Raw genomic sequence first — 16,666 nt, 5'->3', positions numbered from 1 at the left:
GATCGATGCACCCGGATCTCCTCTCCTTCGCCCTGCACCTGGCCGACCTCGCCCGTCCGCTGGCGCGGGCGCATTTCCGCACCCCGCTCGCCGTCGAGGCCAAGGCCGATGCGAGCCCGGTCACCCAGGCCGACCGGGGAATCGAGGCGCTGCTGCGCGCCGAGATCCGCCGGACCTACCCGTCCCACGGCATTCTCGGCGAGGAGGAGGGCGGCGACCTGCGCGCCGCGCGCACCTGGGTGATCGACCCGATCGACGGCACCAAGAGCTTCATCGCCGGCCTGCCCCTGTTCGGCACGCTGATCGCGCTGGCCGAGGCGGGACGCCCCGTGCTCGGCGTCATCGACATGCCGATCCTCGGCGAGCGCTGGCACGGCGCGGGCGGGCAGACCTGGTTCGGCGACGCCCCGGCCCGGACCAGCCGGCGACGGCTGTCCGAGGCGCGGATGTTCATCGCCTCGCCCGACCGCTTCGAGGGCGAGGACGACGCCGCCGTCGCGCGGTTGAGCGAGCGGGCGGCCCTGCGCCGCTACGGCGGCGATTGCTACGCCTACGGCCTGCTCGCCTCGGGCCATTGCGATCTCGTCGTCGAGGCGGGGCTCGCGATCTACGACGTGTTCGCGCTGGTGCCGGTGGTGGAGGGCGCGGGCGGCGTCATCACCGATTGGCAGGGCCAGCCGCTCGGGCCGGACTTCGACGGCCGGGTTCTGGCCGCCGCCAACCCGACGCTTCACCTCGATGCCCTGGACCGGCTCGCGGGATAGGTCAAACCCCATGGGCTCGACCGTGCGAAGGGCTGCTGACGGTGCGGGGCGAGCCTTGCCGCGGTCATCCGAGAACGGACGATCGACAGCCGACGCATGGCCGTCTCAACAGCCGTCGACCCATCGCGAATGCGGTTCTTTGTCGACCACCCAGGGCGCGATACTAGATGAGCCGCTTCCGATAGCCGCTGATTCCACCTCCGACGTGACGATGCGTCGGCGCTACGCTATCACGACCCTCCTGGGACGACGGCGATCGCCAGGGGGGCGGGCTCAACTCTCGATGGACAGTGATTTGCACGAGCTCTCGCGCGAGGAGCTTGAGGCCGAGATTCTGCGCCTGAGGGCGAAGCTGGGCGAGCGGCCCGATGGCGGTCCGGAGACGTCCAGCCCACGGCCGCACTCGTCCGCGGCCAATGCCGACGTGCTGTTCTCCGCCGTCGACAAGACCGGCCTGCCGATGATCCTGACGGATCCCAATCAGGACGACGACCCGATCGTCTTCACCAACCGCGCCTTCCTCGACCTCACGGGCTACGGCATCGACGAGGTGGTGGGGCGCAATTGCCGCTTTCTCCAGGGGCCGGACACCGAGCCTGACCGCATCGACGAGATCCGCGCCGCTCTCCGTGAAAACCGTGACCTGAAGACCGAAATCACCAATCACCGCCGCGACGGCACGCCCTTCGTCAACGCCCTCTTCATCGGACCCGTCTTCGACGGCGAGGGCCGGCTGCGCTACCGCTTCGGCAGCCAGATCGACGTCACCGAAGCGCACCGCAACCGGCGGCGATGGATCGAGAGCGAGGAGCGGCAGCGCGCGATCTTCAACAGCGCCAGCGAGATGGCGATCATCGTCACGGACACCGAAGGTCGGGTGACCGACTGGAACGTGGGGGCCGAGCGCATCCTGGGCTGGTCGGCCGATGAGATCCGCGGGCAGGCCATCGAGCGGATCTTCACGCCCGAAGACCGGGCCAATGGTCGTGCGCAAGAGGAAATGGCGATCGTTCTCCGCGACGGCCATGCCGAGGATGTGCGCTGGCACCTGCGCAAGGATGGCGGCCGGTTCTACGCGGTGGGCGACATGACCGCGCTGCGCGGGATGGACGGGGCGCATCAGGGTTACGTCAAGGCGATGTGCGACCGCACGGAGGAGCGCCACAACGCCATCAAGTATCAGGCCGATGCCGAGTTCATGCGCAGTGTGCTGGCGTCGTCTGCCGACTGTATCAAAGTCCTGGACCTCGACGGCGGCCTGACCTTCATGAGCGAAGGCGGCATGCGGGTGATGGAGGTCAGCGACTTCAATCACATCAAGGGCTGTCCGTGGCCCGACTTCTGGCAGGACCAGGGGCACTTTGATGCCCTCGCGGCGCTCGATGCGGCGAGGGCCGGCGGCATCGGTCACTTCCAGGGGGCCGCCGACACCTATCTCGGCACGCCGAAATGGTGGGACGTGCAGGTCACGCCGATCCTGGGGGCGGATGGTCGACCCGAGAAGATCCTGTCGATCTCCCGCGACATCACCGACCAAAAAGCCGTCGAAGGTCGCCTCGCGGAGAGCGAAGGACGCTGGCGCCGCCTGTTCGAGGGCATGCAGGAGGGCTTTTTCAGCGCAGAGATGATCCACGATGGCGACGCGGGGACGGTGGATTTCCGGTTGGTGGAGGTGAACCCGGCCTTCGCCAGTCTGACCGAACTACCCGCCGACAGCGCCGGACGGACGATGCGCGATCTCCTGCCGGATATCCCGCAAGGTCTGATCGACACCTATGCGCGCGTGGTGGAAACCGGCCAGCCCGAGAATTTCGAAATCGACATTCCCGAGCTGCGTCGAGCGTTCGAGGTGCGCGCGAGCAAGCAGGACGACCGGCGGCTGGTGGCGCTGTTTCTCGATATCACGGAGCGCAAGCAGGCCGAGGCGCGCCGCGCGGCGACGACCGAACTCGGTGACCGATTGCGCGACGTCACGCAGCAAGAGGACATCAGTGGGATCGCCGCCGAGATCATGGGGCGCACGCTGGGTCTGAGCCATGCCGGTTACGGACAGGTCGATCCGGACGCGGAGACGATCTCGGTGGCGCAGGCATGGACCGCGCCGGGCCTGACCGACGTCTCCGGGCTCCATCGCTTCCGCGACTACGGCTCTTACATCGAAGACCTCAAAGCAGGCCGCGATGTCGTCATCGGCGATGTCCGTCGCGACCCCCGGACCGGGGGCGATGCCGAGGCCCTCGCGTCCATCAACGCCCGCGGGCTCCTGAATCTCCCGGTCCTGGAGCAGGGCCGGTTCGTCGCCATGTTCTACGCGCTGAAGCCCGAGGCAGGGGATTGGTCGCCCGAGGACATCGCCTTCGTGCGCAACGTCGTCGACCGCACCCGATCGGCCATCGCCCGCGTCGAGGCGGAAGCGCAGCAGCGCCTGCTCAATCACGAGCTCAGCCACCGCATGAAGAACATGCTGGCGATGGTCCAATCGATCGCCACGCAGACGATGCGCGGCGCTGCCGATCTGGACACCGCCCGGGATGTGCTGGCCAATCGGCTGATCGCCCTCGGCAAGTCGCACGATCTCCTGCTCGGCGGGTCCCTGTCGAAAGCACCGCTGGCGAACGTGATCGAGAATGCGATCGACATCCACCGCGACCGCCCCGATCGGTTCAGCCTCCATGGCCCGCCCGTGATGGTCGGCTCCAAGGCGGCGCTGTCGCTGTCGCTGATCTTGCACGAGCTGGCCACCAACGCCGCCAAGTATGGCGCGCTGTCCAGCGCGGATGGCCATGTCACGATCACCTGCACCGCCGATGGGGGCGGCGATGACGCGACCGTCACGTTGCACTGGGTCGAGGCGGGCGGTCCGCCGGTGGTGGCGCCGAAGCGGACAGGGTTCGGTACACGGTTGATCGAGCGCGGCTTGGCCGGAAGCTTCGAGGGAACCGTGAATCTCCGTTACCCGGCACCAGGGGTCGTCTGCACGATCAGCGCGCCGCAGCGCGGCCTCCTGGCAAGCTAGACCCGGCCCCGTTCACCGAACCGAGCTGGGCGATTCGTCCGCTCGTGGTGAGTTCGGAAGTGGGTCTCTCGCGAGCCCGCATGAATCGAGGGCCGCCCCTCGCAGGGTCGGTGAAATGGGGTTTCGGTCCTGAGCCTTACACGACTTGGAAGGGAAGACGTGGCGGCCTCCGCCCGGAAGCGGCGCAGATCCAATCGCGGCCGCAGCGGGCGAGACGGCGGGCTTCCAGAACTCGACTTCGTCGTTTTCATCAACGCGATCGGGTTCGAAGACAGCGGCGGGCGCATGCTCATAGCCTGCTCGCCTCCGGAAACAGGCAATGCGGGGCAGGAGCCTGGAGGATCGTCCTGGATCCGACATCCAGGACGAGTCTCGAGCGTTCGCGGTCAACCAACCGAACCGCATGAAGGGTCACCGCGAGCGCTGCGTTGCGAGGCCGCTTTCGAGGCCTCGCAATCGGGGCATCACACGGCCAGTCCCCATTTCTCCGCGTCGGCCGGCTTACGCTTGTAGATCGTGCCCGCGAAATCGACATGCAGTTCGGTCCAGGGACCGTTGTCCTGCCGTGCCAAGACCTCGAAATGCTTCGGTTTGCGGCGAAGCTCTTGGTCGGGTGTCCATCCCGCCGCCTTTACCGCGCCGAGAACATGTCCCGGATCGGCAGGCATGTCCGGGTATTTGTGGCCTGGACCGTGATGGGGCTTCTTGTGCTCGATCGTCACCGGGGCACGGCCGGCAGCGGCGATGCGGGTGACTTTGATCTCGGAGGGGCGGCGCTCGCCCGCGATCGAGACGTGCAGTCCCGCCTGCAGCGGGAACGCCTCAAGTCCCTTGGGCGTCAAGTCGGCCAAGTGTGTCTGACCGTCTGCCGTCAGGGTGAAACGATGTGCGAAGACGTGTTCAATCGTGCCCTCAAGGGCAACGGTGTCGTGGTGCGGCATGATCTTCTCCGTAGAGCGCCCAACCGCAGGCGCGACGCTCAATTCGGGAGCGATCTACGGCTTTTCAAGCCTCTTCCATTTCGATCCGAAACCTCACCCGGCCCGCCGGAACAGGAAGACGTGGCGGCCCTCGCCCGGAAGCGCCGCCGCGCCCTGGCGTCCGCAGATCCAGTCGCGCACCATCGCGGCCGCAGCGGGCGAGACGGCAGGCTTCCACAGCCAGATGTCGCGGGCCTCATCGACGCCGTGCGCGCCGAACAGGGCGGCGGGCGCGTCTTCGGCCACGCCCACGGACCAGGCGGTGAAATCGGCCCCGAACTCCTTCACGTAGCTGATGAACTCGAACTTGATCTGCTGGACGCTGTAGGCGGTCATCTCGAGCGCCCCGCTCAGGCCGGGATCGGTGCGATGCGGCCGGGCTCGGTGCGCCGGGCTTGGGCGCGGGCGGCCCCCTGGCGCTTCTCGTCCGCCGACATCTCGCCGATGACCGCCTCCAGCGCGGTGAGCGCCGTGCCGACGCCGTGCCCAGCCGCCAGCGAGAGCCACGCGAAGGCCTCGATCCGATCCTGCTCTAAGCCGATGCCGTGCGCGTAGAGATGACCGAGCCGGGCCTGGGACGGGTAATGTCCCGCCTCGGCCGCGCTCCGGTAGAGCGTTGCGGCCCGGGCCGGGTCCGCAGGCAGGCCGTCCCCCTTCGCCAGCAGGGTGGCGAGATTGTAGGCCGCCAGCACGTCGCCGCTCGCCGCCGCGCGCTCCAGCCAGCGCGCGCCCTCGGCCCGGTCCTGGGCCACCCCCTGTCCCATCGCCAGCATGGCGCCGACATTGGTGGCGGCCGGGCCGTGACCCTGCTCGGCCGCACGGCGATACCACGCGAAGGCCTGTGCCAGGGAGGCGGGCACACCGGTCCCGCCCGCATAGAGCGCTCCGAGCCAGGCCTGTGCCTCGGGATCGCCCGCTTCGGCCAGCGGCCGGAACACGGCCCACGCCCGGTCGTAGGCGCGCGCCTCGAACGCCGCGACCCCCGCGGCGAGGGTCGTCACGGGGGCAAGGGTCACGGGGGCAAGGGTCATGGGAGCAAGGGTCATGATCATCTCCCGAACGGTCAGCAGCCGCGGCCCTGGGCCGTGGCGTAGAGGGGTTGGGTCTGCGCGGGCGCCGGCCGTGCGTGGACGCTGTCGGCGATGCGTTGCTGGAGCCAGAGGCCGGCGGCGTCGGTGACGATTGGTTCCCCGAATCCGGCGAGCGAGGCCTGCAGCGCGACCGCCGGGGCGAGCCGGGCGGCGATCTCGGCCTGCCATGCCGCCCAGGACGCTTCGAGGTCGGCCGGCGAGCTTCCGCCGCCGCCGAGCAGACCGACCCGCAGCAGCGTCTGCCCGAGGGCGGTGGGCTGAAGCATCACCGCGCAGGTCTCGCCGCGCGCCTCGATCAGCACGAGGTTCGGGAAATGGAAGGCGATCGATGCCGCCCCCCCGGTGGCGAGCTGTCCGGTGAGGTGCAGGCTCTGCGGGCCCGTCGCGCGGGGCGCGCCCGCGGCCAGCGCTTGCGCGGCAAGCTTCCAGTTGGCGGCGAACTCGACCCGCCGGGTCTCGCCCGCGAGCGCGACGAGGCCCGCAGGGGGCGCCTCGGACGAAGCCGCGCCGGGGTCGAGAGTGATCCGGATCAGCGGCCCCCAGGCCTGCACGGCCACCGGGAGAAGCCGTTCCGGCCGCAGGCCGAGATATTGGTGCATCGCCGGCGTCGGCCCCTCGCTGCCGGCGAGGAGCACGGTTCCGTCGCGGCTGTAGCCGCAGGCGGTGAACGAGCAGCGGGTTCGGGTGCCGGTGCGGCATTGCAGCGGCACCGCCCGGCAGCCGCCGTGCTGTGCCTTGTTGAAGCGCCCGACGAGCCCGCCCTCCGCCTCGCGCTGGACATGGATGCCGTGATGGCCGGCGGTGAAGGGCAGGAGGTCGCCGGGGGCGGGGATCTCGGCATCGAGGCCGATCGCGAGCCAGGCGCGGGTCCAGACCGCATCGTCCTCGAGTTCGGCGAAGGCGAGGGCGCGGTAGGCGGCGGGCGGCAGCAGGCGGGGCGCGGACGGATCGAGGCCGTCGGCGAAGAAGGCGGTATCGGCGAGGTCGAGCCCCTCGGCACGATGGCCGAGATCGGGGCGGTCCGGCACGAAGCCGGCGGAGGAGGCTGCAAGCGCCATCGGCTCTTCCTGGCGAAGGGAGGGGCCGGTGGCAGCGCCTGGAGGCTGGGGGCGCTGCCACCGTGACTCCGCCCAAGGAACCGGGAGGGCGGAGCGTCCGATCGGCCCCCGCGGGAACGGGGGCGGGCAGGTCAGTCAATCGGGCCCGTCAGGCGGGCAACGGCTCGCCGCGCTCCGTGCGGCTGCGATGCTCCATCGGGCTCGGATCGTAATCGGCCCGGCCGCGATGCTTGATCGCGCTCGCCGGCGGGGCCGGCAGAGGCCCGTCCATGGCGAAGCGGTCGAGCACGTTCTTGGTCAGCCGCGAGATGTTGTTGTCGCAGTTGTTCCACGGCAGCGAGCCGCAATAGGCGATCGACGAGAAGGCGAAGCAGGCGCCGCCGTTCGGCGTCTCGTGATAGGCGATGTCGCCGCGCACCCGCGGATGGGTGGTGCCGTCGAGGCCCTGCTGGTTGAAGCCGAAATCCTCCATGACGAGGAGATAGGCCTCCGTGTGCCGCCCGGCCGAGGTCGCCACCGTGAGGGTGTGCGGGGGCGAGCCCAGCATCGTGTCGACGATGTCGAGTTCGAGACCCGCCGCGCCGCCGCCGACGAGGCCGAAATTGCCGAGCTTCTCGTCGTAGGTGATGCCCTCGAACGCCCAGGCGACGCGGGTGTCGAGGCTGTCGGGCGTGCGGGAGAAGTAGCTCGACACGTCGAAGCCTTCCGAGGACATGCCGACGCCGGCCACCGAGTGCAGGTAGCGCCCGCGGAAGCGCCACATGCCGCCGAGCTCGCCGGTGCCCTGGTGGTAATATTCACCGGGATCGGCCCGCCACGTGCGGATGCCGGATTCGCAGCGGCGCATCTCGGTGACGACGCCGCGACCCTTGTCCTCGTAGGCCGGGTGGAAGGCGTGGACCCAGTACCACGCGTCCGCCCCCATATACATCAGACGTCCGCCGCGCTGGGTATAGTTGTGGAGCGCGTCGAGCTGGGTGCCAGAATTGTGCTCCGGGTGCGAGCCGGTGATGATGACGTTGTAGTTCTCGATGCGGGCGAGCCCGTCGTAAGTGATGTCCTCGTCGGTGAAGACATCGTACTCGTAGCCCATCGTCTCCAGCCAGTAGATCAGGTGGAGGTCGGCCGGGTACTGCCACGGCGCCTGGGCGAGGAAGTGATCGTATTTGGGCCGGATCGACAGGATCGGCCGCAGGCGCGACGAGATCGAGATACCGGTGCCGTCGGTGTGGGTGTCGTAGATCGAGCCACCGTATTCGCGGTGCTCGGACAGGAACATGTTCTGCTGCTGCATGATCGGCACGCGGTAGACGAACAGTTCGGCGCCTCCCGCATTGCAGGCCACATGCTCGTTGGCATAGGCCATGTAGCTGATGGTCGGCACCATCACCGCGATCTTGGCGGTCTCCTGGCCGATGCGCGGTACCACCCAGAACGGGATGAACTCCTCGTCGCCGTCCGCCGTCGTCAGCTTGGCGGCGTAGAACCGGCTCTTCACCCCGGTCTCCGGCACCGACCAGGCGAAGTCCGAGACCCAGCGGGCATCGTCCACGTCGTCGTCGTGGAAGCTGATGGCGCCGTATTCCTGCGGCGCGTGCTTCCAGTCGAAGTTCTGGCCGGACCAATTGTACCCGGTCATGCCGCGATTGGGGCAGTTCACCAGCGTCGCGTCGAACCGGTAGGGCCCCTCGTCCTTGCAGGTCAGGGTGTCGATGCCGACGGAGAAATTCCAGGCGGCGACGATGCATTCGGAGAGCTTGCCCGTCGGACCGGCATTGCGCCGCTCGGTCAGGCCGGGCTGGGCCCCTGCCTTCATCATCTCGATCTCGGCGCGGGTGAGCGCTCGGTTGCAGATGCGCGGGCTGTCGATCTTGCCGTTATACTTGCCGGCGAAGACCATTCCGGCCGGCTTCGAGGACGCGGCGAGCGGATCGTCGGGCGCCACCCTCTCGACATAGGCGCCGAGGGCGACCGGGACCGGCGCGTGGGCGATGGCGAGATTCAGGCGCGCCTCGACCGGCGCGATCTCGGGATCGAGGGCGTAGACCACCTGCGGCTCGTGGATCAGCGTGACGAGGCCGGTGGCCGCGTCGAAGCTCGCCGCGCAGAAATGCCAGGCATGGTCGCGGATTGGGACGCCGGTGGTGATCCGGTGCTCGTTGATGCGCAGTTCGAGGCAGCCGTCCTCGTTGATGAAGAGGCCGTAGCCGCACTCGTTCGACCATTTGGTCACCAGCCCCTGCGGGCCGTGCTTCCAGTAGCGCGGATGGGTTTTCGGCGCTGTCGGCCAGATCCAGCACTGGAGCGTGAAGCTCTCGACATGGAACGGCTTGGCATCGGGCACGTAGGCGTAGGAGCCGCCGTGGATGATCTGCTTGCGGCCCTGATAGCGGCCGTTGACCGCCGCATCGACCGGCTTGTCGATGTAGCCCGGCCCGCGCGGGTTGGTGTCGCCGTTGATCATCTGGACGATCTCGACCGTGTATTCGGACGGACCGTCGCAATTGACGTAGAATTGGATCGTATCGCCGGGATGGACGCCGAACTTGTCGGCGTAGCCGGTCAGCCTCATGGTGGTCATCGGGTCAATCCTTTGGGAGCGTCTTCGGTCCGCGCCTGCTCACTCACGCGTCCTTGCGTGGGGGCGCCGGGCGGCGTAGGTCACCGCCCGCTCATCGACGTCGCGTCGAGACATCCGGCCTCTCAGGTGATCGGCCAGTTGTCGTCCTTGCGCTTCCAGCCCTCGTGATAGTCTTCCGGGAAGCCGTAATTCTCGGAGAGTTCGTCGAGGCGCATCAGGAAGATCGTGTGCTGGATCTCCTGCTCGTCGGTATAGACCGTGTCATCGACGAAGACCGGCGGTACGCCGCGGATGCCCGAGAGCCGGGCGATCCGCCACTCGGCATCGACCTTCGTGCAGATCACGATCAGCTTGCCCTTCGGGCTCGCGCCGCGCATGCGCAGCAGCACGCGCTTGAGCACCGGGTCGGCATGGACGCCGCCGGTCACCACCGTGGTGTCGCCCGGCGTCTCGCACAGCAGCGCCGAATGGCCCGCCACGCCCTTCATCGAGTCGATGCAGGCCTTGTGCGCGTCGATCAGGCGCTGGCGTTCCGGCGTGCCCTTTCTCGGGATCGGTTCCATCGTCGTCGCTCCTCGTGATCCGCGCCGCGCCGTTGCGGCCGGATGGGATTGCAGGCCGTGCAAGCCGCCGGGGAATCCGGCAGGCGGCCCCTGCCGGCAAAGCATCCACGCTTTGCCGAGAAGTTTAGATGATAGTTTTTCCTCCGAATGTTCGTATATAAACATTCGACATCGGAGTATTTGCTTGTATTATGAGACTAGAGAGATTCTTGTTCTTTCGTCAAGTCGATAATTCCTAGCAGGAAACCTTTTTTACGCTGGGGCTGAATACCCGGGTGCATCTAACGGCGTTGGGCCGCGTCGCGCCTCCGGGGCCTGGTTCTGCCTCACCCGATCCCGACGAGCCGGTGGTCCCTCCGTCGGACGGTGCTCGAACCGCGCCCGCCGCCGCGACGCGGCGAAGCGCGGTCAGATGGTCATGTGCCGGTCGATCAGCTCGTCGGTCATCTCGTGGATCGGGCCACGGGCGACGATGCGGCCGTTCTCCATCATCAGGAAGGCGTCGCCGAGTTTGCGCGCCACCTTGATGTGCTGCTCGGTGAGGATCAGCGTGATGCCGAACTCCTTGTTGAGCCGTCCGAGCGTCTGACCGATCTCGGCGACGATGTTGGGCTGGATGCCCTCCGTCGGCTCGTCGAGGAGCAGGATGCGCGGGTTGGTGGCGAGCGCCCGGGCGATGGCGAGCTGCTGCTGCTGCCCGCCGGAGAGCAGGCCCGCCTTCCGGTGGAGGTTCTCCGCCAGGTAGGGGAACAGGGTCAGGCACAGTTCCGGCACCTCCCGGCGCCCGTCGGTGCGGGCGAAGGTGCCGAGCAGGATGTTCTCCTTCACCGTGAAGTGCGGCAGGATCTGGCGGCCCTGCGGGATGTAGCCGAGGCCGTACTTGGCGCGGACATGGGTCGGCGCCCGGCCGATCGAATCGCCGCCGATACGGATCTCGCCCGAGGTGCGGTCGGTCAGGCCCATGATGGTGCGCAGGAGCGTGGTCTTGCCCACCCCGTTGCGCCCGAGCACGCAGAGGCACTGCCCTTCGGGCAGGCCGAGGCCGATCTCCTTCAGGATCGGCGTCTTGCCGTAGTAGGATGTCACGCGGTCGAGATCGAGCAGCATCGTCAGACCTCCGCCTCGCCGAGATAGACCTCGCGGACCCGTGGGTCGGCCTCGATCTCGCTGAGCTTTCCCTGCGCCAGGAAGGTGCCCATGTGCATGACGGTGACAACGTCGGCGATCTGCCGGACGAAGCCCATGTCGTGCTCGACGACGATCAGGGTGTTGGTGCGCTTGAGCTCGTTGAGGAAGACGATGGTCTTCTCGATCTCGGCCTCGGTCATGCCCGCGACCGGCTCGTCGAGCAGCAGGATGGCCGGATTCTGCATCAGCACCATGCCGATCTCGAGCCACTGCGTCTCGCCGTGGGAGAGGAACCCGGCCTCCACGTCGAGGCGGTCCTTGAGGCCGGTCAGGTTCACCACCTCGTCGAGCTTGGCCGCGAAGCCCGGCGGGCGCCGCCGCAGCATGTTGCGGAACGGGTTGACCTCCCGGGAATAGGCGACCTCGAAGTTCTGGCGCACGCTCAATTCGCGGAACACCGCGGGCACCTGGAACTTCCGGCCGATGCCGCGCTGGGCGATCTCGTGCTCGGACAGCGCGGTGATGTCGTCGCCGCGCAGGGTGATGGTGCCCGATGTCGGCTTCTGGCGGCCGGTGATGAGATCCATCGTCGTGGTCTTGCCGGCTCCGTTGGGGCCGACGAGGCAGCACAGGGTCAGTTCGGTCACGTCGAGGCTGAAGCCGTTGATGACCTTGGTGCCGCCGAAGCTCTTGTGCAGGTCGCGGATTTCGAGAACGCCCATGGCTTCCCCCCCTCACTCGCCCGCGGCCGGCAGGCCGGCCGGTTCGGGCCGCGCATGCTTGGCCGGCTGCCGCGCGACGCTGCCCAGAATCTTCTCGAGGAGGCCGGCGAGGCCCTTGGGCAGGAAGCGCACGACCACGATGAAGAAGGCGCCGAGCATCAGCAGCCAGGTCGCCAGGAACTGGTCGCCGAGATAGCTCTGGCCGCCCTGGATCAGGAAGGCGCCGAGGATCGCGCCGAGCAGCGACAGGCGCCCGCCGATCCCGGCCCAGATCACCATGCCGATGCTGAAGGTGGTGTCGAGCTGGGCCGGGGAGACGTACTGGATCAGCATCACCCAGAGGCAGCCGGCGAGCGCCGCGATGAAGCCGGAGACCGCGTAGATGCAGGTCTCGTAGAGCGCGACATTGTAGCCGAGGAAGCGGACCCGCTCGGGATCGCCCCGCAGGGCCTGGACGACGAGGCCGAACTTGCTCTGGGTGAGCAGCTTGGCGCCGATCGTCGTGGCGACCAGCAGGCCGCAGACGATCCAGTAGGCCGTCGGGCTGTAGGGGTCGATCTGGGCCCCGGCCACGGTGAGGGGCGCGGGCGGCGAGATGCCGTTCGCCCCGTTGGTGTAGGGCTGCATGTCGAGGATCAGCGTGGCGAAGGCCGAGAGCATCGCCAGCGACATGATCGCGAAGAACGGTCCCGAGACCCGGGCGCGGAACATCAGGGTGCCGAACACGACGTAGAACAGCGTCGGGACGATCAGCGCCAGCAGGATGCCGCCGCCGGTGCTCCAGAACGGCTGCCAGAACCAGGGCAGGTGTTCCAGGCTGTTGTTGAGCATGAAGGGCGGGATCGGGTTCGAGTCCGGATCCTGCGACTGCATCTGCATGGTCATCGCCATGCCGTAGGCGGCCAGACCGAAGGCGATGCCCTGTCCGAGATTGAGGATGCCGCCGAAGCCCCAGCACAGGCTGATCGACAGGGCGAGCATGCCGTAGATGCCGTAGACGGCGAATTGGTTGAGCAGGAAGCCGTCGGTGACGAAGGTGGGGATCAGGGCGATGCCCAAGAAGAACAGGCCGTAGACCGCCCATTGCGCCGGCTTGCTGTGGTAGAGGTTCTGCGTCGTCGTCATCGGACTAGGCGCTCTCGGAACAGCGGGGGGAGGGGGAGCCGCAGGGAGGCTCCGTCGGTGTTGGACGTCGGAGGGAGGGATCGCTCATCGGCGGGCCTTGGCCACGGCGAACAGGCCGCGCGGGCGGAAGCGCAGGAAGACGACGATCAGCACGTAGAGGAGGAAGCGGGCGAAGGTGTCGTTGGTCACGAAGGCGAAGATCGACTGGAGCTCGCCGGTCAGCCCGGCCGCCGCGACGCTGCCGAGCAGCGTGCCGCCGCCGACCACCACGACGAGGAAGGCCTGCACCACGTAAGCGGTGCCCATCGTCGGCAGCACGATGGCGAGCACCCCGAACAGCGAGCCGGCGAGTCCCGCCAGCCCGGCGCCGATGGCGAAGGTCGTCATGTAGACCCGGTCGGCATTGATGCCGAAGGAGGCGGCCATCTCCTTGTTCTGCATGACCGCGCGCACCTGCATGCCGAAGCGGGTGCGATAGAACAGCCACGCGGTGGCGGCGACGACGAGCGCCGTGATGCCGATCACGACGAGGCGGAACACCGACAGGCTGGCGAAGCCGATCTCGACGTTGCTCTGGAAGATCTCCGGGACGGCGATGTATTTCGGGTCGGAGCCGAAGATCAGCCGCACGCCCTGCATCAGCACCAGCGAGACGCCCCAGGTGGCCAGCAGGGTGTCGAGCGGGCGGTTGTAGAGGTAGCGGATCAGCCCACGCTCGATGGCCAATCCCACCAGCGCCACCACGACGAACGAGGCAGGCAGGCAGAGCAGGAACGGCAGGCCGAGGAAGGATTGCAGGGCGTAGGAGGTGTAGGCGCCCAGCATGATGAACTCGCCGTGGGCCATGTTGATGACCCCGACGGTGCCGTAGATGATCGTCAGGCCGATCGCGGCGATGAGCCAGATGCTGGCAATGCTGGCGCCCAGGACCAGGGCGTTGGCGAACGGTGCGATGTCGAGGGACGTCACGGTGCCTCCGTCGGGAGTGGCCCGGCCGCGGATCGTCCGCGACCGGAGGGAGCGCTTTTTCGGCGAAGGGGACGCCGGTTCGTCGAGAAGCGCGGAGCAACGGGGAACCCGAGACGCCCCGACCCACCGGGTCGGGGGCGGCTCGAGGGTCACGGGACAGCGTCAGATGACGTTCTTGCGGCTCTTGCCGTCCGGAGCGACGAGGCCTGCGGCGGTGCATTTTCCGGCATTCGGATAGATTGAGTACGGATCGGGAGCGACGTGCTCCTTGGCTTCCGACACGATCTTGAAGCTGCCATCGGCCTGACACTGGCCGATCTTGGGCTTGAGCCACGTGTTGAAGTTGTCGCCGTCGATCCAGATCAGGCCTTCGGGCGAGATCGCATCCTCGACGCGCACGCCGCCGCTGACGTCGCGGATCATCCGCGAGGTGATTTCCTCGACATTGCCGGTCTTCTTAATCGCGGCTTCGAGTCCGGCCTTGAACACGTAGGCCGACAGGTAGGTCTCCTCCATGTTGTAATGGGTGGAGCCGTTCTTGCCGTACTTGCTCTTGAGGAAGTTCTCGACGAATTTCTGGTTGGTCGGGTTCTCAAGCGTCTGGAAGTAGGGTGCCGAGAGGAAGTGTCCGGCGCCGAACTCGGCGCCCATCGCCTTGGTCTCGATCTCGCCGGTGGTCAGCGAGGCGATCGGCATGGAATCGACCTTGAAGCCTTCCTGCTTGAACTGCTTGTGGAAGGCGATGTCCGAGGCGCCGACCACGGTCGAGAAGATGAAGTTCGGCTTGGCGTCGCGGATCTTGCCGAGCACCGGGCCGAATTCGGAGCTGCCGAGCGGGATGTACTCCTCGCCGAGCAACTCACCGCCGGCTTCCTGAAGCCAGATCTTCGCGTTCTTGTTCGATTCCTTTGGCCAGACATAATTCGAGCCGACGAAGAAGACCTTCTTGCCGAAGTTCTTGACCATGTACGGGATCAGGTCTTTCGAGTGCTGGTTGGCCAGCGGGCCCGTACAGATCGTGTTCTGCGTGCATTCCGCGCCCTCGTAACAGGTCGGATAATACAGCAGGCTGTTCTGCGACATCACCACCGGGAGGATCGCCTTGCGGCTTGCCGAGGTATAGCAGCCGAACAGCGCGATGACCTTTTCACGGATGATGAGTTCTTTGGCCTTTTCCGAGTAAACATTGAAATCGGACTTGGCGTCGACAATGACCGGCTGGATCGGGTGGCCGGCAATACCGCCGTTCTTGTTGATCTCGTCGATGGCGTACTGCATCACCAGCGTGGAGTCTTCTTCCGGCACGGCGAGCTGGCCGGTCAGGGAGAAGAGCAGCCCGACCTTAATCGGCTCGCCCTTCTTCAGCGTCGCCCCCCATGCCTCGCGGGCCGTCGGTAGCCAGAGGTGCGGCGCGGCGATTGCGGCCGCAGCGAGCGAAGACCGCTTCAAGAGATTGCGACGCGTGAGGTCCATGTCTGTCACCTCGAAATTTAGGCAATTGCCTGGATTTTCACCGCCATGCCGATGAATTCTGCAAGAGATCGATTTTCATCTTGCTTCTGAACGCTACGGCCGGATTTCGCACTGCGTCAAGAGTAATTTTCTTTCTGGGACAGATTTTTTCTCCAGGGGCAACGTGAGCGGCAAAACGATTGTCCACAGCCGAGGTGTGGCATCCGTGCAGGAGGTATGCCGCAAATGCCAAAAATCCCAATTACGGTGTTGACCGCATATCAGAATCGATGTCAGCCTAGTAATTACGGAAGCATATGATCAAAAATTGCGCATAGGCGTGAGTTTTGATCAATATGCCTCCCAAACGGACCGTCTGCCTGGGACGCCTGGGTTTGCTCGGTACCGGTCATAACCAGAAATCAAACATCACGCGGAATACCGCTCACGGTTGGTTCCGAGCACGACCTTGGATCGAGGTCGGCCTGTTTTGTGCAGCGCACAAGGCTGGGTTGAGCAAGATCTTTCAAGTCTTGATCGGGGCCGGTGCAACAAGGGGACACGACGATGCGACGCGACGGGCAGGGGGTAGACCGGGGGCATCCCCGATCAGGAACGAGGGCGACGGCGGCAGGATTGCTCGTGGCCGCGGGTCTGGCTTTTGGCGGGACGGCGGCGCAGGCGCAGCAGCCCTCGCCGGTGGGCCAGCTCAACGATCAGACCCAGCCGCGCACCGATCCCAACATCGCCGCCAAGCCCGCCGACCCCGTCCGCGTCGGTCCGCTCGCCCCCTGGGCTACCGACATGGCCGCCCGCGGCCTGACCTTCGACATCAACATCTACGACTTCTACCAGGCCAACCCGACCATGGGCCTGCGCCCCGGCGAGCAGTCCAACTCCGCCTACTTCGTCTTCGCCTTTTGGCCACTTCGACGAAGAGGGCCATGTCCCGCAAGACTTGGGGATGGGGCATGCTTGAGCCATCCGCTCCTAATTCAGAATGTCGCCCGCCACAATCATTCCAAGCCGCCCGATTGGATCGCTACAGCGTAGAAATAAAGTCTTGCGAGAAACGGTCGAAGGTCAGCACGAAAAAACGCATCGGCAGCGCCCGGAGCCCGGATGGAGAGTCCGAAGAACCGCTGCCTGAGAAACCTCACACCGGTTGCTGTTCCGCCGACACGGAGCAACAACCCATCAACGTGAGATACTTTTTG

13 protein-coding genes and 1 pseudogene are annotated in these 16,666 nt (G+C 66.7%); 3 read left to right on the top strand and 11 right to left on the bottom strand.

The genetic code is table 11. The features are described 5' to 3' along the window. Positions 1–5 precede the first annotated feature (5 nt). The gene (locus tag OWC43_RS03475) at positions 6–764 is read left to right on the top strand and encodes an inositol monophosphatase family protein (RefSeq protein WP_137831351.1); all 759 of its coding nucleotides are present in this window, start codon (positions 6–8) and stop codon (positions 762–764) included. A 283-nt stretch (positions 765–1,047) separates the two neighbouring features. Further along, a complete protein-coding gene (locus OWC43_RS03470; protein ID WP_393955722.1) occupies positions 1,048–3,780 on the top strand; it encodes a PAS domain S-box protein in 2,733 nt (910 codons plus the stop codon). Between the two features lie 464 nt (positions 3,781–4,244). On the opposite strand, the gene OWC43_RS03465 is transcribed toward OWC43_RS03470, so the two are convergent. From OWC43_RS03465 to OWC43_RS03415, 11 genes are all read right to left on the bottom strand, one after another. Continuing rightward, on the bottom strand, positions 4,245–4,721 hold the full coding sequence (locus tag OWC43_RS03465; RefSeq protein ID WP_393955721.1) for a hypothetical protein: 477 nt from the start codon (positions 4,719–4,721) through the stop codon (positions 4,245–4,247). A gap of 93 nt (positions 4,722–4,814) precedes the next feature. Further along, the gene (locus OWC43_RS03460; protein ID WP_393955720.1) at positions 4,815–5,096 is read right to left on the bottom strand and encodes a hypothetical protein; all 282 of its coding nucleotides are present in this window, start codon (positions 5,094–5,096) and stop codon (positions 4,815–4,817) included. Positions 5,097–5,110: 14 nt separating this feature from the next. Then, on the bottom strand, positions 5,111–5,806 hold the full coding sequence (locus OWC43_RS03455; protein ID WP_393955719.1) for a tetratricopeptide repeat protein: 696 nt from the start codon (positions 5,804–5,806) through the stop codon (positions 5,111–5,113). 17 nt (positions 5,807–5,823) lie between these two features. Then, positions 5,824–6,909 (bottom strand): hypothetical protein, encoded by a 1,086-nt coding sequence (locus OWC43_RS03450; protein ID WP_393955718.1) that lies wholly within the window; start codon positions 6,907–6,909, stop codon positions 5,824–5,826. A gap of 148 nt (positions 6,910–7,057) precedes the next feature. Then, a complete protein-coding gene (locus OWC43_RS03445) occupies positions 7,058–9,490 on the bottom strand; it encodes a N,N-dimethylformamidase beta subunit family domain-containing protein (protein ID WP_393955717.1) in 2,433 nt (810 codons plus the stop codon). 122 nt (positions 9,491–9,612) lie between these two features. Next, a complete protein-coding gene (locus OWC43_RS03440) occupies positions 9,613–10,053 on the bottom strand; it encodes a N,N-dimethylformamidase, small subunit (protein WP_137831358.1) in 441 nt (146 codons plus the stop codon). Positions 10,054–10,461: 408 nt separating this feature from the next. Then, complete coding sequence (gene urtE, locus OWC43_RS03435; RefSeq protein ID WP_137831359.1) at positions 10,462–11,160, bottom strand: urea ABC transporter ATP-binding subunit UrtE; 699 nt, start codon at positions 11,158–11,160, stop codon at positions 10,462–10,464. A gap of 2 nt (positions 11,161–11,162) precedes the next feature. Next, entirely contained in the window at positions 11,163–11,903 is a 741-nt protein-coding gene (gene urtD, locus OWC43_RS03430) for an urea ABC transporter ATP-binding protein UrtD (protein WP_393955716.1), read from the bottom strand. Positions 11,904–11,915: 12 nt separating this feature from the next. After that, entirely contained in the window at positions 11,916–13,028 is a 1,113-nt protein-coding gene (urtC, locus tag OWC43_RS03425) for an urea ABC transporter permease subunit UrtC (RefSeq protein ID WP_393955715.1), read from the bottom strand. An 84-nt stretch (positions 13,029–13,112) separates the two neighbouring features. Next, entirely contained in the window at positions 13,113–13,997 is an 885-nt protein-coding gene (gene urtB, locus OWC43_RS03420; RefSeq protein ID WP_393955714.1) for an urea ABC transporter permease subunit UrtB, read from the bottom strand. A gap of 162 nt (positions 13,998–14,159) precedes the next feature. Beyond that, positions 14,160–15,470, bottom strand: coding sequence for a transporter substrate-binding domain-containing protein (locus tag OWC43_RS03415; protein WP_393955713.1), 1,311 nt, complete (start codon positions 15,468–15,470; stop codon positions 14,160–14,162). Between the two features lie 546 nt (positions 15,471–16,016). On the opposite strand from OWC43_RS03415, the pseudogene OWC43_RS03410 reads away from it, so the two are divergent. Continuing rightward, positions 16,017–16,367, top strand: a pseudogene (locus OWC43_RS03410) (porin); the annotation flags it as partial. Positions 16,368–16,666 lie beyond the last annotated feature (299 nt).

The organism is Methylorubrum sp. POS3 (assembly GCF_043352485.1).
Lineage (GTDB): Bacteria > Pseudomonadota > Alphaproteobacteria > Rhizobiales > Beijerinckiaceae > Methylobacterium > Methylobacterium suomiense.
This window is presented reverse-complemented; position numbering and strand designations above follow the sequence as displayed.